Below are 22091 nucleotides of genomic sequence, written 5' to 3'. Positions count from 1 at the left end.
TTGAGGAATTCATTATGTCCAAAGTCGTCCGCTTCCACCGTATCGGCGGCCCAGAAGTGCTTCAGATTGATGACGTTGATGTGCGTAGCCCAAACGCCGGAGAGGTTCGTATCAAGGTTAAGGCTCTTGGCCTCAATCGAGCAGAAGCGATGTATCGGCTCGGCCAGTACACCTTTACCCCTGAGATGCCCGCCACTCTCGGTTACGAAGCAGCCGGTACAATCGAGAGCGTTGGGCCTGGTGTCACCGAGTATGCTGTGGGCGATGAGGTGAATGTAATCCCCGCTTTCTCGTTCGCAGACTACGGCATGTACGGCGAACTCGCTGTTGCCCCGGTGCACGCTTTAGTTCGTCAGCCAGCAGGAATGACATCCGTAGAAGCCGCCGGTACTTGGATGCAGTTCGTTACCGCATACGGTGCTCTGGTTGATATCGGGAATCTGCAGAAGGGTGACACCGTTCTGATTCGCGCAGCGTCGAGCAGCGTAGGGTTGGCGGCCATCCAGATTGCAAACATTCTGGGGGCAGTTCCGGTCGCGCTAACCCGCACCAGTGAAAAGCGCCAAGCGTTGTTGGACGCGGGAGCCGCCCACGTTATTGCGACACAGGAACAGGATCTCGTCTCCGAAGTGAACCGGATCACCGCAGGCGCAGGTGCCCGCATGGCGTTTGACCCAGTGGGCGGACCAGAGGTAGCCAATGTCCTGCGAGCACTCTCCTACCTCGGAATTTTCTTCCAGTACGGAGCGCTCGATACAGCAGACATGAGCATCCCTGTGATGGAAGTGCTTGGCAAAGATCTGACCATTCGTGGATACCAGTTGTTTGAAATCACTCAAGACCCCGAACGTCTGGACGGCGCTAAAGCATTCATCACCAAGGGCCTGCAATCCGGCTCGCTGCGTCCATTGATAGCAAAGGTCTTCCCGCTTGCTCAAATCGTCGACGCCCACCGGTTCATGGAGTCGAACGCACAAATTGGCAAGATAGCTATCGAGATCTAAGATCTATTCTTCCGCGTCTGGTGGCTTCGTCGCCAGCGCAGTTTGAATGGTGAATAGCACCATATCGGTGTCACTAAAGCCGGACGGGGACTTTAAGCCGGCATTAATTGCTCATGAATGCCTTAGCCCTCACATGTATTTAACCCGACTTTCTAAGCAAGATCCCATCCTATCCCAAAGCCGTCAAACTACCCTGAGACCCCAATAGGCGCTGGGAGCCGCATGTGCGCTATGCCGCGACGCGTTTTGTTTTGCTAAACACCCTCTTACCAAATTGCAAATTCCGTAAACGGCCTCCCCGGCGCATCCTCGGCACACAGCTTCATAAAAACAACAAAAGCCGATCGAGATACCTCCTATGTCCCCATCCAGACTCAAGTTGATGTGCGTGCGGATCATGACCAGTGCGGTTGTGGGTCTTTCTACGCTACCTGCGTACGCCGAAGGCGATAAGCCTGACTCCGTCAAAATCGGCATCACGACATTTATGTCCGGCTCCGCCTCAGTCTTTGGCATGCCGGCTAAGGCTGCAGCCGAGCTATATATAGAAGAACTCAACGCAGCCGGCGGTATTGATGGCGTCAAGGTAGATCCTGTCTACGTTGACGAGGGCGTAGGGGGTGATCGGCTTTTATCTGAATACCGCCGGGTCGTGCAGGAACAGGGTGCGAAGGTGATGATCGCCTCGATCTCCAGCGGTAACTGCAACACACTCGCCCCCGTCGCTGAAGACCTGAAGGTTGTGAACATTCTCTGGGACTGTGGGACAGAAAAAGCACTCGAAGGCCATTCTTACAAATATGTCTTTCGCACCCAGGCAAACGCAGTCACCGAAATGGTTGCCAGCGTCCTTTACTTGCTAAAGGTCAATCCTGATTTCAAAACCATCGCAGTCGTAAACCAGGATTACGCATGGGGCCGAGACTCATGGGAAATCTTCAGCGCTGTGCTGAAGCAGCTCAAACCAGACGTGAAAGTCGTTGCTGAGTTGTTCCCCAAATTCGGAGCTTCTGATTTTTCTGCCGAGGTCAGCCGACTGCAGGTCTTGCGACCAGAAGTCGTGCTCACCACCTCGTGGGGAGGCGACCTGGATACCTTCGTACGCCAAGCCAGCCAGAGAGGCCTGCTGAAGACCTCTAAGTTTTTCCTGGCCCTGGGCGAAACCTCACTTGAGCGCCTTGGTAATACGCTGCCTGATGGCGTCCTGATTGGTGCGCGCGGCGACCATTATTTCTTGAATCCCCAATACGCCAAGGATGCCCGGCATCAGGCGTTCGTCACCAAATACCACGAGCGCACGGGCACCTACCCGATCTACTCGGTGTACCACATGGTGCAGGCGCTCGACGGCATGAAGGCGGCCTACCTGAGGGCGATCCAGGCCAACGGCGGCAAATGGCCCAATGAGGAACAGTTGGCCGATGCCTTCAAGGGGCTCGAATTTCGGGGGCTGACCAGTCAGATCCGCATACGCCCAGAAGACGGGCAGGGCCTGGAATCTCAGCTCTTTGGCATCACCACCTCAAGTCCCGACTACAAATTCAAAGTGTTGAAAGACATCGTGATCGTCCCTGCCGACAAGATCACGACGCCGCCAGGTGAAAAGTCCCCTTTGTGGGTCAAGACCGTGACGCCAGCGTTGCTTGACCAGGTTCAACCTGTGAGCGCCTTGCAATGAGCCGGGATATTTTCATCCTGGCCATGCTGGACGGCATGTCTTACGCCGGATTGCTGTTTCTGGTTGCACTGGGGCTGACCTTCATCTTTGGCGTAGTGCGCATCCTGAATGTGGCACACGGTAGCCTCTACGCGTTCGGTGGCTATGGTGCAGCGTCTTTGGGGCTATGGCTTGGGCAGGGGTCGGAATCTGCGGTGGCATCCGTACTGCTGCTGGTCACAGGCGCTATCGCGGTGGGGATTGTACTGGGTACGGTACTGATGCTTTTGCTCAGGCAGTTCCAGGATCGCGACCCGATTCTCCAGCTCCTGGTGACCTATGGCACCTTCATGATCTTTGAGGATCTGCAAAGGATGATCTGGGGGACGCAGCCTTATTTTGTGGCGGATGTCGTCAACCAGATGGGGACATCTGAACTGCTGGGCGTGGTGTACATGAACTACCAGTTGCTCTTCGTCCCAGGCGCGGCGATGGCGGTCTACTTCCTCCTCAAGTGGTTCCTGAACAGCACCCTAATGGGACGGCAGATCATCGCCGTCACCCATGACCGAGAAGTGGCGACAGCTCTTGGCATCAATGCTCGGCGCATCGCCTATCTAACCTTTGTCGTCGGCGCAGTCCTGGGGGCCTTGGGCGGAGCACTGGCTTCACCCACCACGTCACTGGTGCCGGGTATCGGCGCGGACATGATCGTACTGTCGTTCGCAGTCGTCGCAAGTGCCGGTCTGGGTCAAATAACGGGGGCACTGATCACCGCCCTGCTGATTGGGCTATCACGTTCTTTCTGCGTGTACCTTGCCCCCGAATTTGAAGTCGTCATGCCCTACCTGATCATGGTTCTGGTGTTGCTGGCGAGGCCTCAAGGCCTGTTCACTGTCGTTCAGGCGAGGAAAATCTGATGCGCGCTCTCCTACTTAATGCTGCAGCGGTCGTTGTCATCCTTGGTCTGGCAATGACATTCCCTTGGCTCAAGCTTCCCCTGATTTTGTCGCTGTGCTACGGCTTGGCCGCGTTGGGCATTGTCGTTCTGCTCAAAGCCGGACAGATCTCGTTCGGTCACGCCATGTACGCCTGTATCTCTGGATACGTGGTGGCCTTTGTTGGGCATCGCTTCCCAGGCATGGACGGGGTCTTGCTAATCGCGCTTGGCACCTTGGCGAGTGTGGTCGCGGGGATGCTCATTGGTGCGTTCGTTGTTCGCTACCGGGAGATCTTCTTCGGCATGCTTAACCTTGCCATCTCGATGGTGCTGTTCACCGTCCTTGGCAAGTTCTACGCGGTCACAGGCGGCACTGATGGATTGCGGATCAACCGCCCGACACTGCTGGGGTTTGAACTGACCCGTGACCCATTCGAGATTGCCTTGTTGGTACTGGTCGTTGCGATCTCGCTTGCGGCTATCTGGGGGGTACAGCGCTACTTTGTGTCCAGCGGTGGACAAGCCCTAGCCGCCATCAAGACCAATGAAACCCGCCTGGAATACCTCGGGGTTTCGGCCAAGAAGGTGCTTTGGAAAGGGTACGTTCTGTCGGCCTCGCTGTGTGGCCTGTCAGGGTCGTTGTTTGGCCTCTCTCAAGGTCTGGTCACACCCGAGATGGGCTACTGGCTTCGGTCTGGTGAGTTCGTCTTCATCGCCATCCTGGGAGGTGCCGGTCACGCAGTCGGCGCATTCGTCGGGGCGATCCTTTACGAGTTTTTGAAGATGTATGCAGCCGCGTTGGTCAGTGGTTCCTGGCAGCTCGTGTTGGGCTCCATCCTGATCGTGATTATCTACTTCCTGCCCAAAGGCATTACCGGTCTGATGAATCGTCGTAAACGCCTCATCGGAGGTGCAGCATGACAGCGCTTTTGCAGACTCATGACTTGACGCTGGCCTTTGGCGGACTGGTGGTGGCAAACGGCATCAACTTCAGCCTGGAACAGGGCGAGCGCCTGGCAGTGATTGGCCAGAACGGTGCGGGCAAAACGACTTTCATCAATATTTGCACTGGGCTGCTCAAGCCTAGCAAAGGTCGGGTCAGCTTCGCCGGCCGTGACATTACAGCCCAGTCACCGCGAAAAATCGTCAGACAGGGCATGGCAAGGTCTTTCCAGCTTCCCCAGTTGTTCCTTGAACATACCGTGCGCGAATGCCTGCAGCTGTCCGCAGTCGCGCGTGCTGAGAATTTGTCTTCCTGGAGTTCGTTGGCTGGCGGCAGCAGCGCAGTAGAAATCGATCGGATGCTTGATCTGATCAGTCTGTGCGATCGACAGGATGAGCTGTGCAACAACCTTCCTGAAGGCCAGCGCAAGCTGCTGGATGTGGGCATGTCGCTCATGCTTCAGCCCAAATTGCTGATCCTCGATGAACCCACCAGTGGCGTGTCGACAGAAGAGAAGCATGGCGTGATGGAGATTCTCATGCGTGCTCTGGACGACCAGAAGGTCACCGCGATCTTCGTCGAACATGACGTGGATATCGTTAAGCGTTACGCAACCCGCGTGGCTGCCTGGATCAGTGGAGCGGTCGCTGCTGACGGTAGTCCTGCCAGTGTACTGAGCAATCCGCTCATCCAGCGTGAGGTGCTTGGCGAATGAAAAACGACATCCTGATCCACCTTGCCAACGTCAGCGCCGACATCGTCCGAGTACCTATTCTCAGAGGCGTAAACGCTGATCTGAATAAAGGAAACATCATCGCCGTGGTAGGCCGAAATGGCGCGGGCAAAACGACCCTGCTGCGTACGATTATGGGCCTCATCAAGCCCAAGGAAGGGCAAATCCTGTTCGAAGGCGCTGACCTTGCGCGTGTGCCAGCCCATGGCCGCGCACGCCTGGGCATTGGTTACGCGCCGCAGGAGCGCGTGATGTTCCCGACCCTTTCAATTGAAGAAAACCTTCGCCTGCCCTGCCAGGTTGCGGGGATGAACAAACGTGAGGTTGATGAACGATTGGCGACGACGCTTGAGGTCGTGTCTCAGCTCAAGCCCATGCTAAACCGCTCTGGCGCAGCCTTATCAGGTGGCCAAGGCAAAATGGCTGCCCTTGGTCGAGCGCTTATGATCGGCAGCAAGCTGATCTTGCTGGATGAGCCATTTCAGGGTTTGGCACCTGCCCTCGCGACCGAGTACAGCAACGCCCTCAAACAGCTGCAGCAGCGTCTTCCAGACCTCTGCATCGTCGTGACTGAATCAAACGGCAGCCTGCTAAAGGATGTCCCTGACCATGTGTTGCACATCGAGCGGGGGGAGCTGTCACCTGTCCTCAATACCAGCCGCGAAACTGGTTCCGACTCAATTAACCATCTGCCAATGGAGGCACAATCATGAGCACGCTTTACATCGACGGCCGCAAAGTCCCTGCTACCGGCGGGCAGAGCATTCCTGTCTACTCACCTGTCACTGGCGAGGCGTATGCCGAAATCGCCCGGGGCATGCCTGAAGACATCGACTTGGCAGTAAAGGCCGCGCGCAGTGCAGTCAATGGCGACTGGGGTCGGATGAGCGCTACCGAGCGAGGCCGCATATTGGTTCGTATCGGCAACGGCGTGCTGGCGAACATTGAGGAACTGGCAGAGATCGAAGCCAAGGACACGGGCAAACCTATTGCCCTGGCCCGCAAGGATATCGAGGCGCTTGCACGCTACTTTGAGTTCTACGGTGGTGCAGCCGATAAAGTCCATGGCGAGGTAATTCCGTACCTGTCTGGCTACACGGTCAGCGTGGTCAGAGAAGCCTGTGGTGTGGTGGGTCACATCATCCCCTGGAACTACCCGGCTCAGATGCTCGGGCGTACGATTGCGCCTGCGTTGGCCATGGGCAACGCATCGATCGTCAAGCCAGCAGAAGATGCATGCATGACGTCGCTTCGCTTCGCCGAGATTGCCGCAGAGGCCGGTCTGCCTGCTGGTGCGCTGAATATCGTGACCGGCTATGGTCGCGAAGCGGGCGCCGCGCTGGCGGGTCACCCAGGCATCAACCTGATCACCTTCACCGGCTCTCCTGATGTCGGAGTCGCCATTCAAACCGCTGCTGCCGTCAACCACGTCAAATGCGTGCTGGAGCTGGGTGGTAAATGCCCTCAGGTGGTGTTTGCAGATGCCGACCTCGACAAGGCAGTGCCTGTGATCGTGGGAGCGATCATCCAGAACGCAGGCCAGACCTGCTCTGCTGGTAGCCGTGTCCTCATTCAAAAAGAGGTCTACGAGGACGTCATCACACGCGTAGCTGCCAAGTTCCGTGAAGTACGTGTCGGACTGCCTGAGACCGCGCCAGACTGCGGCCCAATCATCACCAAAGCTCAATTTGGCCGGGTCAACCAATTCATCCAGGAGTGCAAGGACTCCGATCTGCCAGTGATCGCAGAAGGTGCCATGGACAACGATCTGCCCAAAGGCGGCTACTACGTGCGTCCGACTCTGTTCGGCCCCGTTCCACGCGACCACAAACTGGCGCGTGAAGAAGTGTTCGGCCCTGTGCTCGCGGCGTTGTCATTTGATGACGAAGACGATGCTGTGGCCCTGGCCAACGGCACTGACTATGGCCTGGTTGCATCGATCTGGAGCGAAAACGGTGCACGTCAGCAGCGCATGGCCAAACGCCTGGAAGGCGGGCAAGTGTTTATCAATTGCTATGGAGCAGGCGGCGGTGTCGAGCTGCCATTCGGCGGTATCCGCAAAAGCGGGCACGGGCGTGAAAAAGGCCTCCTCGCCTTGGATGAATTCAGCATCACCAAGACCGTGGTCAGTCACCACGGCTAAGCCTGTATCGAACAATCAGATTCTTAATGGTAACGGAGAGAAAAATGGCACAGCTCAATAATAAAGTCGCCATCGTAACCGGCGCGGCAAGCGGCTTCGGCGCTTGCATCGCACGTCGCTACATCGAGGAAGGCGCCAAGGTCGTCCTCGCGGATATCAACTTCGAAGCTGCCAGCAAACTGGCCGATGAACTCGGCGCCAACGCGATCGCCGCTGCCTGCGACGTCACTCAAGCAGACCAGGTTCAAGCAGCAGTGGATCTTTGCGTCAAGACCTTCGGCGTTCCCGATGTTGTGGTCAATAACGCAGGGACAACGCATCGCAATCAGCCACTGATGGACGTTGACGAAAAAACCTTTGATCGAGTCTTCGCTGTCAACGTGAAATCGATTTTCCACATGACCAAGGCCGTCGTGCCACTGATGCGCGAGCGCAAGAACGGCTCGATCATCAACGTCGGTTCGGTTGCCGGTATTCGCCCGCGCCCTGGTCTGACCTGGTACAACGGCTCGAAAGGCGCTGTGAATCTGCTGTCCAAGTCCCTGGCTGTAGAGCTGGGCCCAGACGGCATTCGGGTCAACAACATCTGCCCGGTCATGGGCGAGACAGCCCTGCTTGAAGACTTCATGGGTATGCCGGACACGCCTGCGAACCGCCAGAAGTTTCTTTCCACCATCCCGTTAGGTCGCTTGGCCAAGCCTGATGATATCGCGGCTGTCGCAGTGTTCCTGGCAACAGACGGCGCCGCCTTCCTGAACGGCGTTGAACTTCCGGTCGACGGTGGCCGAGTGGTGTAAATGCATTGAATCCCGGGGCGCCCGCCCACGACTGCGTGCCTCGGGATTATTCAATGACTCATCTGGACTCTTCATGCACTCAAAGCGCAATGCTTGGAATTTAGCTCGCTCAACGCGGCCAGTTAGCGTTCGCCCTGGATTAACACCCCCTTTTCAGAATGCAGATTCAACTTACGCCAATTCTGATGCATGGTGGCGATAGCCGCGCCCTTGTCATTTTTCAAAACCACCAACAAGTTGGCCTGGGGCGCACGGAGAATAATAAATATGCAAATCAGAGCGGCAGTCGTTCGTCAAAAATCAGCTCCTTTCGTGGTCGAAACCCTCACGCTTGAGGCTCCACGTAAGGACGAAGTGCTCGTAAAAATCGTCGGTGTTGGTGTGTGCCACACCGATATGGTGGTCAGAGATCAGGGCTACCCTGTCCCACTTCCTCTCGTGTTAGGGCATGAAGGATCCGGGGTTGTGGAAGCGGTAGGTTCTGAGGTGAAAACCCTCAAACCCGGCGACCATGTGGTTCTGAGCTATGCCAGCTGCGGCCACTGTGGGAACTGCTTGAAGGGCTTGCCCGGGTATTGCTCTCAGTTCTACGAACAGAATTTCGGCGGCTATCGGCCCGATGGGACCAGCCCTTATAAAGGCGGGGATGGCGGTACTGTCTGTGGATGTTTCTTCAATCAGTCCTCATTCGGCACACATGCGCTGGTATCAGAGCGCAATGCGATCAAGATCGCCCAGGATGTCCCTCTGGAGCTGATGGGCCCGCTGGGTTGTGGCATCCAGACGGGTGCTGGAGCTGTGATGAATGCGCTCAAACCGGGCGTTGGTAGCAGCATTGCCGTGTTCGGAGCGGGTTCGGTAGGACTTGCAGCCGTTATGGCGGCCAAAGCCGTCGGCTGCACTACCATCATCGCCATTGACATGAATGATAGCCGCCTGGAGCTGGCACTTGAACTGGGTGCTACCCACATCATCAATGCAGGCACTACCAACGCGCTTGATCGCATCCGCGAGATCACTGATGGCGGCGTTCAATACAGCCTTGAATGCACCTCCAGCCCTAAAGTGCTTCGCCAAGCGGTCGACTGCCTGTCGATTCCGGGCGTGTGCGGGCTTGTGGGAGCTGCTCCACTGGGCGCCGAGGTATCGCTGGACATGAACACGCTGCTTTTCGGTCGAAGCGTGCGGGGCATCATCGAGGGCGATAGCGTTCCTCACGTGTTCATCCCGCAGCTGATTGAGCTATGGCGCGCCGGCCGTTTCCCATTTGATCAATTAGTGAAGTACTACGATCTTGAAGACATCAATCAGGCCGTAGCCGACTCCGAAAGCGGTGTCGTGCTCAAGCCCATCCTGAAGCCTTGAGGATGTGTCTACTCATTCGAAGATAATAAGAAGGATTGCATAATGAATACTGCTCATTCGTTGGATCTGCTCCAAGCGGCTGGATTGCCGTCGGTTTTCCACCTATCCATTAATGGGAAGCTGGTCGACGCTGACCGCTCCTTCGACGTCTTGAACCCTGCTAACAATAAGGTCATCGCTCAGGCGCCCCAGGCTTCTGCTCAGCAGCTTGAAGAGGCCATCCAGGCTGCGGCTCAGGCGTTCAAGAGCTGGTCTGCTCTGTCTTGGCAGACCCGATCGGATTACATCCTGCGATACGCTGACGCGCTCGAAGCCCGCCAGGATGAGCTGATTACCTTGCTGACACTGGAACAGGGTAAGCCCAAGCACAGTCAGGCAAAGTCAGAGGTGGAAGCTGCGATCTACTGGGTTCGGGAAGTGGCAAAGCGCGAAATTCCAGTCCAGGTGATCGAAGATACGGCGGAGCACGTCGTCGAAGTTCACCACACGCCATTGGGCGTGGTGGGTGCGATCACTCCTTGGAACTTCCCAGTGCTTCTTGGCTTGTGGAAAGTGGCGCCATGCCTGATCACCGGCAACACCATGGTGATGAAGCCGTCGCCCTACACGCCTCTCACCTCCCTGTTCTTTGGTGAGATCGCCCAGTCTGTGTTGCCGCCAGGCGTGCTCAGTGTGCTGTCCGGGGGCAATGAACTCGGACAGATCATCACAGAACACCCCGCTATCGCCAAGATCAGCTTTACCGGCAGCACCGCGACAGGCAAGAAAGTAATGGCCAGCGGCGCCTCCAATCTTAAGCGCATCACATTGGAGCTGGGCGGCAACGATGCAGCTGTGGTACTGGCCGATGCTGACTGGCCATCGATCGTCAAACCCTTGTTCTGGGCAGCGTTTGGCAACTCTGGGCAGTGGTGCATTGCCGTGAAGCGGCTTTACGTGCACTCCAGCATTCATGCGGCTTTTACAGCAGCCTTTGTGGAGTACGCCAAGACGGTCAAGGTGGGTGACGGGATGGATCAGTCAACTGACCTGGGCCCGATCCAGAACCGTATGCAGTACGAAAAGTTGATTGACCTGTTCGAGGATACCCGCAAGCAGGGCTACAACGTTCCGCTAGGCGGTGTTATTGACCAGAGCCTGGCCGGCAATTTTGTTCCGATTACCGTTGTGGACAACCCGCCCGAGAATAGCCGCATTGTGCAGGAGGAGCCGTTTGGCCCCATTCTGCCCGTCATTGCGTTTGACGATGTGGAAGATGTAATTGCTCGGGTCAACGCTAGCCCTTACGGCCTTGCAGGTTCTGTATGGGGTGGCGATCGCGCTGCCGCGATCGCGGTCGCCAAGCGAATGGAAACCGGGACAGTGTGGGTCAACGAGATCCACATCCACGGCATTGACATTCCGTTTGGTGGACACAAGCTATCCGGGATGGGCGTTGAGAACGGCCAGGAAGGTCTGGCTGGGTTCACCAACACCAAGAGCTACATGTTCAAGAAATAGGCCCCGGACGCGGCCTCAGCGTGTTTGCGCTGGGGCCTGATTGGCTTGTGATTGTTCCCTTAGCTCCATCATCAGCTCGCTCACAAGTGATGTGAACCATCGAGTGAACGGATCCTGATTCAACACATGCTGCCACGCTATCCCGATATTGAATCGGGAGGAGTTGAACGGCAGAGCGCTTATGGCCAGTCCGAAATGGTCGGCCAGGAAGTGTGCTGTGGTGGAAGGTACGTTGCACAGGATGGGGGTCTCTTTGAGCACCAGCGGCAGCGTTGAAAACCTCGCCAATGTGGCAATGACATTTCGGGTGCGTCCTAGCGCCTGTAGTTGAGGCTCAAGCATTCCGCAGATCTCACCACGAGGCGAGATCAGCAGCTGCGGGGTCGCTAAGTACTCATCCAGTCCTATGGGAGCGGCCAACACGATTTGTTTGGGGTCAAACAGCGCCACAAACCCCTCTTCATAGAGGATTTGGCAAGGCTCTCTGAGCTGCAGTTCTGGCAGTAATGCAGCCAGCACCACCTCCGCGTCGCCCGACTGCAGCATTTTGTCGATGCAGTGGTAGTCAGCGTCTCTGACGACCAGTCGAACGCCGGGTGCCTGCTCCTGAAGCGCACGAATGAGGCGCGGAAGCAGCGCCGCCTCCAGGTCATCGGCTATCGCAAATCGCACCACACGTGTGACGGTGGCTGGATCGAAATGCCCTCGTTCCAAAAGTGCCAATCGAAGGTCTTGCAGAAATGGATCGATCAGCGTCACCAGCTCCAACGCCTTGGGGGTAGGTGCCATGCCCCTCCCCGTTCGCACCAAGAGCTGATCATTCATCAACTCTCGAAGCCGGTTCAGCGACATGCTGATCGCGGGAGATCCCACATGCAAAAGCGCCGCTGTTTGCCTGACGCTGCGCTCACGTACCAAGACGCTCAACACTACCAACAGGTTGAGATCCATTTTCCTAAGTTCATTTAAAGTGAATTCGCTCTTCATAATGTTCACTCTAGTCGAATCTATGTGTGCTCGCTATGCTTTTTTCACCAGCATTACAGATGGAGAAAAACATGACCACCATGCGTACTGTTCGAGTAGACACCCTACGAGAACCGCTAAAGATCTGCCGAGTGAACATCCCGGAAATCGGTGATGACGAGGCCCTCGTGCGGGTCACCGCATCGGGGATTTGCCGTACCGATTGGCATCTGTGGAATGGCGACTGGGCCTGGTTGGGTTTGAAGCTGCCAATGCCAACAACCCTGGGTCACGAAATTGGCGGAGTGGTCGAGAAAGTCGGCTCACGCGTCAAAGGACTTACCGCAGGTACCCGTGTCAGCGTCCCGTTCAACTTCGCGTGCGGATGCTGCCCACAGTGCCGCAAGGGCTCTCAGAATATTTGCGACGACGCCTCATGGCCTTTCATGCTGGAAGGGTCAGGCGGGTGGCAAGCTGGCCTACGATGACCAACTGGCGGAATTCACCCTCAGCGGTCTACCGAAAAACCTCACCGTTGCAGGCTCGGCCCACGGTTATCACGCGTTGGACAACGTGCTGGCCGATGCAATTCACGCTGCAGCCAATATCGTCATGGCGCTGAATTTGGAACTCGCTGCCAGGCCGCTGGCGATGCGCCCGGAAGCGCAGGTGAACTTCCCATGGCCGATCTTCCCACACCCCAAGGGCAAGGACTTCGTCGACTTCGATGAAGACCTGCAGGTGCGTGACATAGTGAATGCCACCAAAATCGGCTACCGCGACATCCAGCTGGTCAAGCGCTACTCCACGGTCGGCATGGGCCCGTCCCAAGGGCGTCATTCGGCGCTGCCAACCGCACGGCTGGTTGCCGCCTCGACGCAACGCAGCGTCAGCGAAACCGGCGTCACCACGGCACGTCCGCCTTTTGAAGCCGAGAAACTCGCCCATGTCGCAGGGCGGGCGTTCGATCCGTACCGCCAGACGCCAATGCACAAACGGCATGTGGAGGCCGGGGCGAAGATGATGCCTGCCGGCATCTGGCAGCGTCCCGCGTATTACGGCAAGGCCAGCGAGCGCGACGCGTGCATGCAGGCTGAAGCGCTGCACGTGCGCAACAAGGTCGGCATCATCGATGTCTCGACGTTGGGCGGTCTGGACGTGCGCGGCCCGGATGCCGCCGAACTGCTCAACCGTATGTACACCTTCGCCTTCCTCAAGCAACCGATTGGTCGCTCCCGTTATGCGCTAATGACCAACGAACAGGGCGCGGTGATCGACGACGGTGTGTGCGCACGCTTCGGCGAGCACCATTTTTACGTCACCGCCACCACCAGCGGCGTTGATCGCATTTATCAGCAGATGCTCAAGTGGAACGCACAGTGGCGGCTGGATGTGGACATCGCCAACGTCACGGCGGCGATTTCGGCGGTCAACGTGGCTGGGCCGGATTCGCGCAAAGTGCTGGAAAAGGTATGCCAGGACCTGGACCTGTCCGCTGAAGGCTTCCCTTATCTGGGCGTGCGTCAGGGCACGGTGGCGGGAATCAAGGCGCGCTTGCTACGAGTCGGTTTCGTCGGCGAACTGGGCTATGAAATTCACCTTCCCGCGCGCCATGCGCTGAAGCTGTGGGACGCTTTGATGGAAGCCGGCAAGGCTTTGGATATCCGCCCGTTCGGCGTCGAGACCCAACGCTTGCTACGCCTGGAAAAAGGCCACGTGATCATCAGTCAGGACACCGACGGCATGACCCATCCCGGAGAGATCGACATGGGTTGGGCGGTGAGCCGGACCAAGCCGTTCTTCGTCGGACGCCGCTCGGTGGACATCCTCGAAGCCCAGCCGCAGAAACGCAAACTGGTGGGTTTCACGCTGCCCAAGACCAGCCCGCAACCGCTGGAAGGCCATCTGGTGCTCCGCGGTCCGGACATCAGCGGCAACGTGACCTCCTGCGAGTACTCGCAATCCCTGGACACGATCATCGGCCTGGCCTATGCCGCGTTCGATCAGAGCCAGCCAGGGCAGCAGATTCCGATTCGGGTGGAGGGCGGCGTGATCGTCCAGGCCACGGTGGTGAAACTGCCTTTCTTCGATCCTGAAAACCAGCGCCAGGAGCTCTGACATGTCGAGCCTCAACACAGAAACATACATCGAACCCGCTCCGCTTCAGCTCGGCGCTTTACAACAATGCGTGCTGGTCGATCTGACCGAAGTACCGAGGGTCGGCTTTCGCGGTCAACAAAGCGCCGATTACTTGCAGGCGCGAGGTTTTAACCTGCCGGATGAGCCAAACCGGGCGGTCACTCAGGCCGATGGCAGCCATGTGGCACGCCTGTCGCAGACTGAGTACCTGATTCTCGGCAGTCTTCAGGACCGTGGCGAACGCATCGCCGATGAGGAAGCGCGCTGGGAGCTGGATCACAGCGCCAACTACCTATTGCCCCGGGAAGACAGTCACGCCTGGCTGCACTTGAGTGGCGTATGCATTGCCGAAGTCATGGCCAAACTCTGTGGCGTCGACCTGCGCCCCGCTGCCTTTCCGCCGGGCGCTGTCGCGCAGACCTCGGCGGCCCGCATCAACGTGATCGTGATCAACCTGGGAGCGAAAGACCAACCGGCGTTCCAGATCCTCTTCGACCGGGCGTCGCTGGCGTATTTCAAGGACGCAGTGATGGATGCCGTTACCGAGTTCGATGGGCAGGTGTTGGAGATTGAAGCACTCCAGTGAACTCAACTCCTTTATCAGCACAGCTTATCGGCGGCAGCGGTTTCAAAAGCCTCACTGCCGGCAAGCCGGACCGCTACGGGCAGTACTAGGGCTATTATCAAGGAGACGCCCGGATGAAAATGGCCGAAACGCCCGACAATGACACCGACTACAGTGTCCCCGCTCTTACCCGTGGGCTCAGTGTGCTGGGCATGTTCAACGCCGGCACACGCATCCTAAGCATTCAGGAAATCGCTGAGCGGCTGGGGGTCAGCACTTCGGCGGTATACCGCATCCTATTCACTCTGACCAAAATGGGTTATCTGAACAAACACAACACTCAATACGAACTCGGCGCTCGCGTCATCAGCGATGGTTTCAGTTACCTGGCCAGCCGCGATATAGTCGAAGTGGCGATGCCGCACTTAAACGAGCTGCGTGATCGCACATCTTTGTCCTGCCATCTAAGCATTCGTGAGCAAAGTGACAGCGTCTATCTATATCGGGCCTTCGCCGCCCAGCGGCTCTCGGTGAATATTCCTGTGGGCACGCGCATTGCGTGCCACTGTACCGCAATGGGTCGTATGCTTCTAACCTCACTTGGCGAAATAGAGCTAGGACAACTTTATCAACACATCCGTCTGGACGACTATCCGAACCCAGCACCCCGTACACTAGTGGAATTACAAAGCTTGATTGCCGAAGACAGAGCACGAGGCTGGGTACTGCATCGGTCCGATTATTCGACAGCTATTGCAGCATCAATCAAAGATTATAGCGGGAAAGTAGTGGCCGCTATTAATCTGTCTGGGCCCGATGCAGTAATGGATCCCGACGGGATTGAAACGCAATATCGAGAATTATTATTGGATTGCAGCTTTAGCATTAGCAGCGAGCTAGGTTACCAAAAGCAACAAGGGCCACCGTAAAAAAGCCACTCTCTAATGAGAGTGGCCGTTCTCTTATGCAGTGACGTTAACCATATTGCCAGAATTTTCACTCCCAGCGCCTTTTACAGCTTGCAACAATGCAGCCATTACAGTCTGTAACGCTGCTGACGTGCTTGATATCTGAGTCTGAACAGCGCCAACGGCGGCCGCTTTCAACTCGGCAGCCTGTTGGCTGGATTGAATTTTTTGTAGCTGTTGTTGTTCTTGCTGGAGCTGCTTTTGAAGCTGAGCTATCTGACGTTTCAATTGCGACATTATATCAGATGATGCAGCGCCAGAGTTACCCTCCCCCCTACTCGTTTCTTTATCAACTTCTGAACTGTTTGCACCTCTTGCAGCTGCTACATTAGAGAGCTGTAACTTAGCTGCATCTGTGTTGTTAATATCACTAGCAGCCATCCTGCTAGTAACTCGTGTGAGGCCACCAGCATTTACATCATCATTGAAAACGTTTATCACACGCCACCTTTCCCCATTAATTATTAATTCACCGCCTAATCGGCTCAGCGTCAGCGTTTACTCAACGGAGAGATGAACGCTGTAGCATCAACGGCGAAGCGTCCAGCGAGCGTACGTGCGTGGGAGGTACGGCTATAGTTCCCAAAGAACTCCTTAAGTCCTCCCGAGCCTGCCCACAACAACATTGCCTTTTGCTCCCCAGTGTTGCCATCTAACGCCTCCAATTCGACAGCCAAGGCGCCGTTCAGTAGCGGTCCTATGGCCAAGGAAGTTACAGTATTGATCACAGGAGATGCCTCTGTAATTCGTGTAATACGAATTTTTATACGAAGAACCGGCTCAGTAGTAGGGTCACCCTTCAAATCAAACTTCTTTCGCATCTGCGCATTAACATCATCACGCAGCACGTCTGAAATTTCTGTGCAGACCTCAGGAGATACTTCCTTGGCAACGGCAGGAGCAACCTGCACCGACTCTATAACGGCCACTCTATACCGACCAAAATCGACAGGCTGGGGAGGAATCGACATCTCGTTTTCACCACTTGCTGCCAAGCCCTGATAAGACGTCGCCTGGTCAGATTTTAGTGGAGTATGCGAGGCACACGCACTAATACCGAAAACCGCCGCGATCAAAAAACAGCCTCTCCCAAAATAATGGATTTTATCTGAGGCTTTATGCGAAGACCCACATACCAAACTTGCACGCCACGCACTTTTTGAAGCATTCATATATTAGCCCTTAATGATTGAAACACCTGGTCTCGCGCAAAAATAGCGCGAACACATAAAACCAACGCTCGTAAAAAAATAGGATACAGCGCGATCGCGCGCCTCGCATTAAACATGCCGAAACAACAATCACTGTGCAAAAGATTATATCTAAAACTTCAGATATCAGACGTTAGAAATTTAGCCAGCAGTCTGATCAGCATAACTTCAAAGCATTTGCAGAGGCGCACTAAAAAGCGCGACTATAGAATAAAGAAAAAGACTCAATCCCATCATTCGGTTCTTTTATCCCAGCATTTGAGTAATGTATTGCTCGAACACCTACTTTTTGAGTCTCACCGATTTTCAAGCCAGCACCTAGACGATCCTCAAAGTTAAAGCGGACCCCATAGCCCTATCACCTGCATTTCCTCCGGAGAAAACGGCTAAACCCACCCCCAACTCTATGAAAGGTTTGATGTGAGAGGTACCGAATTCGTAGACGAAAACGGGAGCAAAAGATAAGGAATGTCTAGCACCAGCTTTTCTACCAGCCTCCCAAAAGGTGTAACCAAAATCCCAATATCCTGTAAGTTTCCCTATTCGACTCTGCAACCATGAACTGCCCCAATTCACGCTCAGACCAGCGCGACCAGTCAGGCCGCCCTGACTTGTCGAACCAACAGACGAGGACAGCTCAACGGCCTGCGAGGCAGAGGAAAAAAAAACAGAAGTATTGCCATGATGACTCTTTTCATACCCACACCCCTTAATTTCAGATATTTAACTCTTCCATCACTTAAGATTTTTCTATAAAAATACCGCCAGGGGAGATTCCGAGATGCGTAGTACTAGTGAAAAATTATCCTACCATCCCCTTGACCAGCATTAACTGCGAGCATGACACAATCAACCAGCCTGCTGAGCGCCTAGTTTAATTAGCAAAACCCCACCAACGATTAAGACAATACCCAACCCCATTAATTTAGTAAGTGGATCTTTAAAAAGATAGTTCGCAACAATTGCAGTCAGGGCCACACCACAGGCAGACCATATCCCATAAGCGACTCCGACACTCAACCCTTCAGCAAGAGTCAAACTGAGCAATGAAAACGCAATTAAATAGGAAGCCAGAACTGGCAAAATCCATACTTTACGGCGAAAACCATCTGAAGCACGCATTGAGAGCGTGCCTGCGACTTCGAACAAAATGGCACCAATCAAGTAGATCCAACTCATTGTCATTCCTCCACTTTGCGATGAGATGCGACAGATCCCGCTTCAACTAGCCAGACGCCAGCGATGATGCAAACGATGCCTAGTCCCATAATCCAAGTAAGGGGATCGCTGAACAAAATGTGTGCCACCACGGCGGTAAACGCCACTCCGCAAGCGGCCCAGATACCATAGGCGACGCCAATAGCCATGCCTTCTCGCAGCACCATGGAAAGCGCTACAAACGCCCCCACATAGCCGCAAATAACGACCACGATCCACTGAGGATTATCCACTGCAGCGCGGAGTGAGAGCGTCGCCACAACCTCAAGTACTATCGCCATAAGAAGCCATATCCACTGTTTCATTCGGTTTCCTCGTTAGCTAATTAGGCTGTAGCCGCCGCACAGCCAGAGTTTGTAGAAATCCTTGATTTAATTTGGGCAAGCGTAGTCCGAGCTTGCCATCCAAGGTATCACCGTCTGAACAATGCGGACGCTGAGCTCCCTTATCAATTGTTGATGCGCCAAAACCAACGCGCTCATTTCAGCGGTCGCCTCCTGACGAATCACTGATGTGCAGCTCAAGCTTCTGCGTGGACCAGCTCCCCTAGTATTTCTCAGGCTCCAAATTGCCTCAATCAAAGCATAGTGCCCTGGAACCATCTCGAGACGACGTATGTCGACCTGTATAGACGCATTTTGCAAACCTGAGTCGCGAGCGACACCCGCACTGTCCGCCCGCCCCATCTGCAGTCTTAGGTGATGCCGTAGCGCAGATCTCACCTCATCTGACAAAGGGGAGGCCCAGCGTTCTGTCTCCAGTATCTGAACGCCACTCTCTCCTTGACGAACAACTATCTGAGGCTGATCAACTTGAGCCGGTACGTTAACGGTCGTCAGCTCATACTGAAACGGCACCACTGTTGGGGTGATAAGTGAATCCGTAGCAGGCATCAGCGTGTAATAATGCGTGGGCGCAGAGCTGCAAGCAGTCAGGGTTAGGCACGCTACAAGGACATAAAAACCTATTTTCACTCAGAAGACTCCGAAGATAGAGCGGGTGAAGAGGAATTGCTTGAGCGAATACCGTCAGGTTGCCCATCCTTCACTCTGCCGCGAATCAACGCTTCTGGGTGTCGGCTCAGCAAATCGCTAAGCACACGCACTGATCGTGCAGAACGTTGTACTTCATCCATCACCTGACCAAACTGCTGGCGCTGTGGGGAGTCCTCAGCAAAACTCTCGTTGACTATGGTCAGCGTTTTTTGTGTCTGGCCTAACGCATCACGCATTTGCGGCAGTACCTGTCCATTAACCTGCTGCAACGTCTTACGCATTTCTACTAAGTTGTTATTGAAGTTACCTGCAATCTGCTCGAACGGAACTTTACTGATTTTTTCCACGATACGCTGAACCTGGTCCTGCAGTTTGTCTAAACTGCCAGGAACTGTTGGCATTTCCATAGGACGAGCGGCTAAATTAAAATGTACGGGCTGAGCATTTGGGACGAAATCAAGTGCAATATAAAGTTGGCCCGTCAACAAGTTTGCTGTTCGGACTTGAGCGCGCAGCCCCTCTTTGACGAATGTTGATATTAACTGTGCTGACTTTTTACCGTCTTCATCTTCACCTGTACCATACGCAGTAAGTATTTGGTCATAAGCCTGGCCTAAGCGTTGGGGGTAAATAACCGCGCCAACCATAACCGCGAAGCTATTGGTTGACGGGTTGAAGTCCAGATCGGTGGACACAACCTTCCCAATGTTCACGCCTAGGAATTCGACAGGCGCATTTACCGCTAAACCGCGCATTGACTGATCGAAATGCATTCGAATGAAGAAGGGCTCACCATCTGGCGGAGCCAAAGCAGTTGCTTGGTCTTTAAATAATGGAAAGGCGCTATGCTCTTCAGTATTTTTAGCATCGGCCCCATAGGGCGGCTCCATAAAAGCAATACCGCCCGATACGATGGACGCCACAGACTGGGTATTAACCTTCAGCCCTTCTGCGCCAAAACTCACGTCTACCCCACTGGCATTCCAGAATCGAGTTCCAGAGGTGATAAATTTATCATTTGGCGCGTTAATGAAAATTTCGATTTCGACACCTTTGCCATCAACAGACAGCTGGTAAGAGACAACCTGCCCGACTTCGATGCGCCTGTAGTAAACCGGAGAACCGACGTCAAGCGAGCCAAGATCGTCAGCGTTCAATGTAAAACGCGTCCCTTTCTGCCCATAGGTTATTGGCGGCGGACTTTCCAACCCCTTGAAAGCTACCTTGGTTTCACTTGATTCACCGGGATCTGCGCCAATAAAGGCGCCCGACATAAGCGTGTCGATGCCCGAAATACCCTGTGCACCGACGCGGGGTCGAACAACCCAAAAACGCGAATTCTGAGCTGTAAACGCTTTAGCGGAACGTTCTAATTGAACAGTCGCCACAGCGTGATCACGATCATCGCTCAAAGAAATATTAGCGACTTGGCCGATGACTACATTTTTGTATTTCACCTGAGTTTTTCCCGCCACGAGACCTTCGGCACTTGAAAAACTGACTTGGATTTCTGGTCCCTCTGACAGAAGGTTATGCGCAGCCATCGATACGCCGATCAATGCAGCAACTATAGGAAGCAACCAAACCAGTGAGAAGCCCTTGCTTCGATCTTTTACACGAGGTCTTTCAGGCTCTTGGTTAGCACCGACACTCAGTTGATCAGACATTTTCTACCTCAGAATCCCAAATAAGTCGGGGATCAAAACTCATAGAAGCCAGCATGGTGAAGACCACCACGAGGCCAAAAAAAACGATCCCTATTCTGGGTTCGATATTGCTCAACAACTGAAATTGTACAAGTGCAGCCAGCACCGCGACGACCAGCACATCGAGCATGGACCAATAGCCAATGCGTTCAACAATGCGATAGAGACTGGATCGCTCTAATGTGCGCCATCGGCTGCGGCGCTGAGTGCTTGTCAGTAGCAGGAACATAATAAGAAACTTCATGCACGGCACTACTACACTGGCTACAAATATCAATAACGCGATGTCCCAAGCACCACTTTTCCACAGTTCGATCACACCACCCATGATGGTGCTATCACGACCATGACCTAGAATATCAGTACGCATAACCGGCATTAAATTAGCCGGCAGATAAAAAATCATGCCCGTGAGGAGCAGCGCCCACGTTCGAATAAGGCTATTGGGCTTACGGTGGTGAAGTTGTGCTCCACAACGATCACAAATGTTCACGAGAATGGAGCATGTCTTTTTACAGGTATGACAAAGAACCAACTGTAACTCTGAGGCATTTGGAGGACGTCGGGCCATCATACGTAACGCGCCTCGCCCCATAACTGCTCAATGCTTTTATTGGTTACAACAATACTGACAACGCAAAGTAAAACTAACGCCAACAGCCCCAATCCTGGCCGAACATCTAACAACCCATTCAGTTTAATAAGCGCGACTAGAATACCCAGCAAACATACCTCGAGCATGCTCCAAGGTTTTAAGTCCACTAGCAGACGCATGCAGCGCTCGAAACCGGGCGCACGTCGATGTCGGTTAGCAAATCCAAGCAACCAGCACAATAAAGCAATCTGCAGACCCGGAGCCAAAATAATGCATAATCCAGCCACAAAAGCGATCGGGGTAACTTCGCCTTGCGCTAATGCCCAAACCGAAGACCACAATGTTGCCTGATTACCCACCCCCTGAAAACTCACATCTATGACAGAAAATACATTAGCAAAGACGAACAAAAGCGCACTGGCGATAGAGATCGCAAACAACTGTTCAATCGTAAATGTAGATCCCTGTTGAAGCACTCCCTTGCACCGTGTGCAAAACGCTGTCTGACCAGATTCCAGCATTACATATTCGAAAACTGAATCGCAATGCTCACAGATAATCCAGTCAGAATTTTGCTGCATGTAAGTTTTCCTAAACGTGGGTTCGACACACCATCCACTCTTACTGAGTAACTACGTAAACGTAT

At 54.5% G+C, this 22091-nt stretch carries 22 protein-coding genes and 2 pseudogenes; 14 read left to right on the top strand and 10 right to left on the bottom strand.

Features of this window, described 5'->3' with window-relative positions; all coding sequences use genetic code 11:
* The first annotated feature begins 14 nt into the window (after positions 1-14).
* The 10 genes from AB9N64_RS03115 to AB9N64_RS03070 all read left to right on the top strand — a co-directional run bounded on the left by AB9N64_RS03115 (position 15) and on the right by AB9N64_RS03070 (position 11082).
* Positions 15-1004, top strand: coding sequence for a zinc-dependent alcohol dehydrogenase family protein (locus AB9N64_RS03115; protein ID WP_102879473.1), 990 nt, complete (start codon positions 15-17; stop codon positions 1002-1004).
* Positions 1005-1401: 397 nt separating this feature from the next.
* Entirely contained in the window at positions 1402-2682 is a 1281-nt protein-coding gene (locus AB9N64_RS03110) for an ABC transporter substrate-binding protein (RefSeq protein ID WP_197881981.1), read from the top strand.
* A complete protein-coding gene (locus AB9N64_RS03105; RefSeq protein ID WP_102879474.1) occupies positions 2679-3581 on the top strand; it encodes a branched-chain amino acid ABC transporter permease in 903 nt (300 codons plus the stop codon). Before AB9N64_RS03110 ends, AB9N64_RS03105 begins: the two co-directional genes overlap by 4 nt.
* A complete protein-coding gene (locus AB9N64_RS03100) occupies positions 3581-4522 on the top strand; it encodes a branched-chain amino acid ABC transporter permease (RefSeq protein WP_102879475.1) in 942 nt (313 codons plus the stop codon). Before AB9N64_RS03105 ends, AB9N64_RS03100 begins: the two co-directional genes overlap by 1 nt.
* Complete coding sequence (locus AB9N64_RS03095) at positions 4519-5259, top strand: ABC transporter ATP-binding protein (RefSeq protein ID WP_102879476.1); 741 nt, start codon at positions 4519-4521, stop codon at positions 5257-5259. Before AB9N64_RS03100 ends, AB9N64_RS03095 begins: the two co-directional genes overlap by 4 nt.
* Positions 5256-5990, top strand: a complete 735-nt coding sequence (locus AB9N64_RS03090) for an ABC transporter ATP-binding protein (RefSeq protein ID WP_197881983.1) — start codon at positions 5256-5258, stop codon at positions 5988-5990. The genes AB9N64_RS03095 and AB9N64_RS03090 overlap by 4 nt, the downstream gene beginning before the upstream one ends.
* Positions 5987-7420 (top strand): aldehyde dehydrogenase family protein, encoded by a 1434-nt coding sequence (locus tag AB9N64_RS03085; RefSeq protein ID WP_102879477.1) that lies wholly within the window; start codon positions 5987-5989, stop codon positions 7418-7420. Before AB9N64_RS03090 ends, AB9N64_RS03085 begins: the two co-directional genes overlap by 4 nt.
* Positions 7421-7464: 44 nt before the next feature.
* Positions 7465-8217 (top strand): SDR family oxidoreductase, encoded by a 753-nt coding sequence (locus AB9N64_RS03080; RefSeq protein WP_102879478.1) that lies wholly within the window; start codon positions 7465-7467, stop codon positions 8215-8217.
* A gap of 267 nt (positions 8218-8484) precedes the next feature.
* On the top strand, positions 8485-9582 hold the full coding sequence (locus AB9N64_RS03075; protein ID WP_102879479.1) for an NAD(P)-dependent alcohol dehydrogenase: 1098 nt from the start codon (positions 8485-8487) through the stop codon (positions 9580-9582).
* 42 nt (positions 9583-9624) lie between these two features.
* Positions 9625-11082 (top strand): aldehyde dehydrogenase family protein, encoded by a 1458-nt coding sequence (locus tag AB9N64_RS03070; protein WP_102879480.1) that lies wholly within the window; start codon positions 9625-9627, stop codon positions 11080-11082.
* A 15-nt stretch (positions 11083-11097) separates the two neighbouring features.
* Here AB9N64_RS03070 and AB9N64_RS03065 read toward each other — a convergent pair whose 3' ends face one another.
* Entirely contained in the window at positions 11098-12069 is a 972-nt protein-coding gene (locus tag AB9N64_RS03065; RefSeq protein ID WP_102879481.1) for a LysR substrate-binding domain-containing protein, read from the bottom strand.
* A 35-nt stretch (positions 12070-12104) separates the two neighbouring features.
* Between AB9N64_RS03065 and AB9N64_RS03060 the strand changes: the two genes are divergently transcribed.
* The 4 genes and pseudogenes from AB9N64_RS03060 to AB9N64_RS03045 all read left to right on the top strand — a co-directional run bounded on the left by AB9N64_RS03060 (position 12105) and on the right by AB9N64_RS03045 (position 15681).
* Entirely contained in the window at positions 12105-12536 is a 432-nt protein-coding gene (locus AB9N64_RS03060; protein ID WP_102879482.1) for an alcohol dehydrogenase catalytic domain-containing protein, read from the top strand.
* Positions 12508-14166: pseudogene (locus AB9N64_RS03055) on the top strand (glycine cleavage T C-terminal barrel domain-containing protein); the annotation flags it as partial. The gene AB9N64_RS03060 and the pseudogene AB9N64_RS03055, both read left to right, overlap by 29 nt.
* Before the next feature lies 1 nt (position 14167).
* Positions 14168-14773: a sarcosine oxidase subunit gamma gene (locus AB9N64_RS03050; protein ID WP_102879483.1), complete on the top strand. Its 606-nt coding sequence runs from the start codon at positions 14168-14170 to the stop codon at positions 14771-14773.
* A gap of 113 nt (positions 14774-14886) precedes the next feature.
* Positions 14887-15681: an IclR family transcriptional regulator gene (locus AB9N64_RS03045; protein ID WP_102879484.1), complete on the top strand. Its 795-nt coding sequence runs from the start codon at positions 14887-14889 to the stop codon at positions 15679-15681.
* A 33-nt stretch (positions 15682-15714) separates the two neighbouring features.
* On the opposite strand, the gene AB9N64_RS03040 is transcribed toward AB9N64_RS03045, so the two are convergent.
* From AB9N64_RS03040 to AB9N64_RS03000, 9 genes and pseudogenes are all read right to left on the bottom strand, one after another.
* Complete coding sequence (locus AB9N64_RS03040) at positions 15715-16101, bottom strand: hypothetical protein (RefSeq protein WP_146036628.1); 387 nt, start codon at positions 16099-16101, stop codon at positions 15715-15717.
* Positions 16102-16211: 110 nt separating this feature from the next.
* Positions 16212-16892: a DUF3313 family protein gene (locus tag AB9N64_RS03035; protein WP_102879485.1), complete on the bottom strand. Its 681-nt coding sequence runs from the start codon at positions 16890-16892 to the stop codon at positions 16212-16214.
* Positions 16893-17121: 229 nt separating this feature from the next.
* A pseudogene (locus tag AB9N64_RS03030) lies at positions 17122-17645 on the bottom strand (acyloxyacyl hydrolase).
* A 135-nt stretch (positions 17646-17780) separates the two neighbouring features.
* On the bottom strand, positions 17781-18110 hold the full coding sequence (locus AB9N64_RS03025; protein ID WP_102879486.1) for a multidrug efflux SMR transporter: 330 nt from the start codon (positions 18108-18110) through the stop codon (positions 17781-17783).
* Between the two features lie 2 nt (positions 18111-18112).
* A complete protein-coding gene (locus AB9N64_RS03020; RefSeq protein WP_102879487.1) occupies positions 18113-18454 on the bottom strand; it encodes a multidrug efflux SMR transporter in 342 nt (113 codons plus the stop codon).
* A 66-nt stretch (positions 18455-18520) separates the two neighbouring features.
* A complete protein-coding gene (locus AB9N64_RS03015) occupies positions 18521-19042 on the bottom strand; it encodes a membrane integrity-associated transporter subunit PqiC (RefSeq protein ID WP_102880063.1) in 522 nt (173 codons plus the stop codon).
* A gap of 77 nt (positions 19043-19119) precedes the next feature.
* On the bottom strand, positions 19120-20811 hold the full coding sequence (locus AB9N64_RS03010; protein WP_102879488.1) for an intermembrane transport protein PqiB: 1692 nt from the start codon (positions 20809-20811) through the stop codon (positions 19120-19122).
* Complete coding sequence (locus AB9N64_RS03005) at positions 20804-21424, bottom strand: paraquat-inducible protein A (RefSeq protein ID WP_232103917.1); 621 nt, start codon at positions 21422-21424, stop codon at positions 20804-20806. Before AB9N64_RS03005 ends, AB9N64_RS03010 begins: the two co-directional genes overlap by 8 nt.
* Positions 21421-22026 (bottom strand): paraquat-inducible protein A, encoded by a 606-nt coding sequence (locus AB9N64_RS03000; protein ID WP_102879489.1) that lies wholly within the window; start codon positions 22024-22026, stop codon positions 21421-21423. The genes AB9N64_RS03005 and AB9N64_RS03000 overlap by 4 nt, the downstream gene beginning before the upstream one ends.
* Positions 22027-22091: the final 65 nt, after the last annotated feature.

The sequence above is a fragment of the Pseudomonas sp. KT_2_4 genome (genome assembly GCF_041410225.1).
Classification (GTDB): Bacteria; Pseudomonadota; Gammaproteobacteria; order Pseudomonadales; family Pseudomonadaceae; genus Aquipseudomonas; species Aquipseudomonas paracarnis.
Note: the sequence above shows the minus strand (reverse complement) of the source record. Positions and strands in the feature narration are given on the sequence as shown.

Excerpts from the sequence above, each read along its gene's own strand:
- AB9N64_RS03105 (WP_102879474.1), top strand. The coding sequence starts at position 2,679 with ATGAGCCGGGATATTTTCATCCTGGCCATGCTGGACGGCATGTCTTAC.
- AB9N64_RS03080 (WP_102879478.1), top strand. The coding sequence starts at position 7,465 with ATGGCACAGCTCAATAATAAAGTCGCCATCGTAACCGGCGCGGCAAGC.
- AB9N64_RS03010 (WP_102879488.1), bottom strand. The coding sequence starts at position 20,811 with ATGTCTGATCAACTGAGTGTCGGTGCTAACCAAGAGCCTGAAAGACCT.
- AB9N64_RS03095 (WP_102879476.1), top strand. The coding sequence starts at position 4,519 with ATGACAGCGCTTTTGCAGACTCATGACTTGACGCTGGCCTTTGGCGGA.
- AB9N64_RS03025 (WP_102879486.1), bottom strand. The coding sequence starts at position 18,110 with ATGAGTTGGATCTACTTGATTGGTGCCATTTTGTTCGAAGTCGCAGGC.
- AB9N64_RS03060 (WP_102879482.1), top strand. The coding sequence starts at position 12,105 with ATGCTTTTTTCACCAGCATTACAGATGGAGAAAAACATGACCACCATG.
- AB9N64_RS03035 (WP_102879485.1), bottom strand. The coding sequence starts at position 16,892 with ATGAATGCTTCAAAAAGTGCGTGGCGTGCAAGTTTGGTATGTGGGTCT.
- AB9N64_RS03000 (WP_102879489.1), bottom strand. The coding sequence starts at position 22,026 with ATGCAGCAAAATTCTGACTGGATTATCTGTGAGCATTGCGATTCAGTT.
- AB9N64_RS03100 (WP_102879475.1), top strand. The coding sequence starts at position 3,581 with ATGCGCGCTCTCCTACTTAATGCTGCAGCGGTCGTTGTCATCCTTGGT.
- AB9N64_RS03045 (WP_102879484.1), top strand. The coding sequence starts at position 14,887 with ATGAAAATGGCCGAAACGCCCGACAATGACACCGACTACAGTGTCCCC.
- AB9N64_RS03050 (WP_102879483.1), top strand. The coding sequence starts at position 14,168 with ATGTCGAGCCTCAACACAGAAACATACATCGAACCCGCTCCGCTTCAG.
- AB9N64_RS03110 (WP_197881981.1), top strand. The coding sequence starts at position 1,402 with ATGACCAGTGCGGTTGTGGGTCTTTCTACGCTACCTGCGTACGCCGAA.
- AB9N64_RS03015 (WP_102880063.1), bottom strand. The coding sequence starts at position 19,042 with ATGCCTGCTACGGATTCACTTATCACCCCAACAGTGGTGCCGTTTCAG.
- AB9N64_RS03070 (WP_102879480.1), top strand. The coding sequence starts at position 9,625 with ATGAATACTGCTCATTCGTTGGATCTGCTCCAAGCGGCTGGATTGCCG.
- AB9N64_RS03040 (WP_146036628.1), bottom strand. The coding sequence starts at position 16,101 with ATGGCTGCTAGTGATATTAACAACACAGATGCAGCTAAGTTACAGCTC.
- AB9N64_RS03020 (WP_102879487.1), bottom strand. The coding sequence starts at position 18,454 with ATGAAACAGTGGATATGGCTTCTTATGGCGATAGTACTTGAGGTTGTG.
- AB9N64_RS03090 (WP_197881983.1), top strand. The coding sequence starts at position 5,256 with ATGAAAAACGACATCCTGATCCACCTTGCCAACGTCAGCGCCGACATC.
- AB9N64_RS03115 (WP_102879473.1), top strand. The coding sequence starts at position 15 with ATGTCCAAAGTCGTCCGCTTCCACCGTATCGGCGGCCCAGAAGTGCTT.
- AB9N64_RS03085 (WP_102879477.1), top strand. The coding sequence starts at position 5,987 with ATGAGCACGCTTTACATCGACGGCCGCAAAGTCCCTGCTACCGGCGGG.
- AB9N64_RS03065 (WP_102879481.1), bottom strand. The coding sequence starts at position 12,069 with ATGAAGAGCGAATTCACTTTAAATGAACTTAGGAAAATGGATCTCAAC.
- AB9N64_RS03005 (WP_232103917.1), bottom strand. The coding sequence starts at position 21,424 with ATGATGGCCCGACGTCCTCCAAATGCCTCAGAGTTACAGTTGGTTCTT.
- AB9N64_RS03075 (WP_102879479.1), top strand. The coding sequence starts at position 8,485 with ATGCAAATCAGAGCGGCAGTCGTTCGTCAAAAATCAGCTCCTTTCGTG.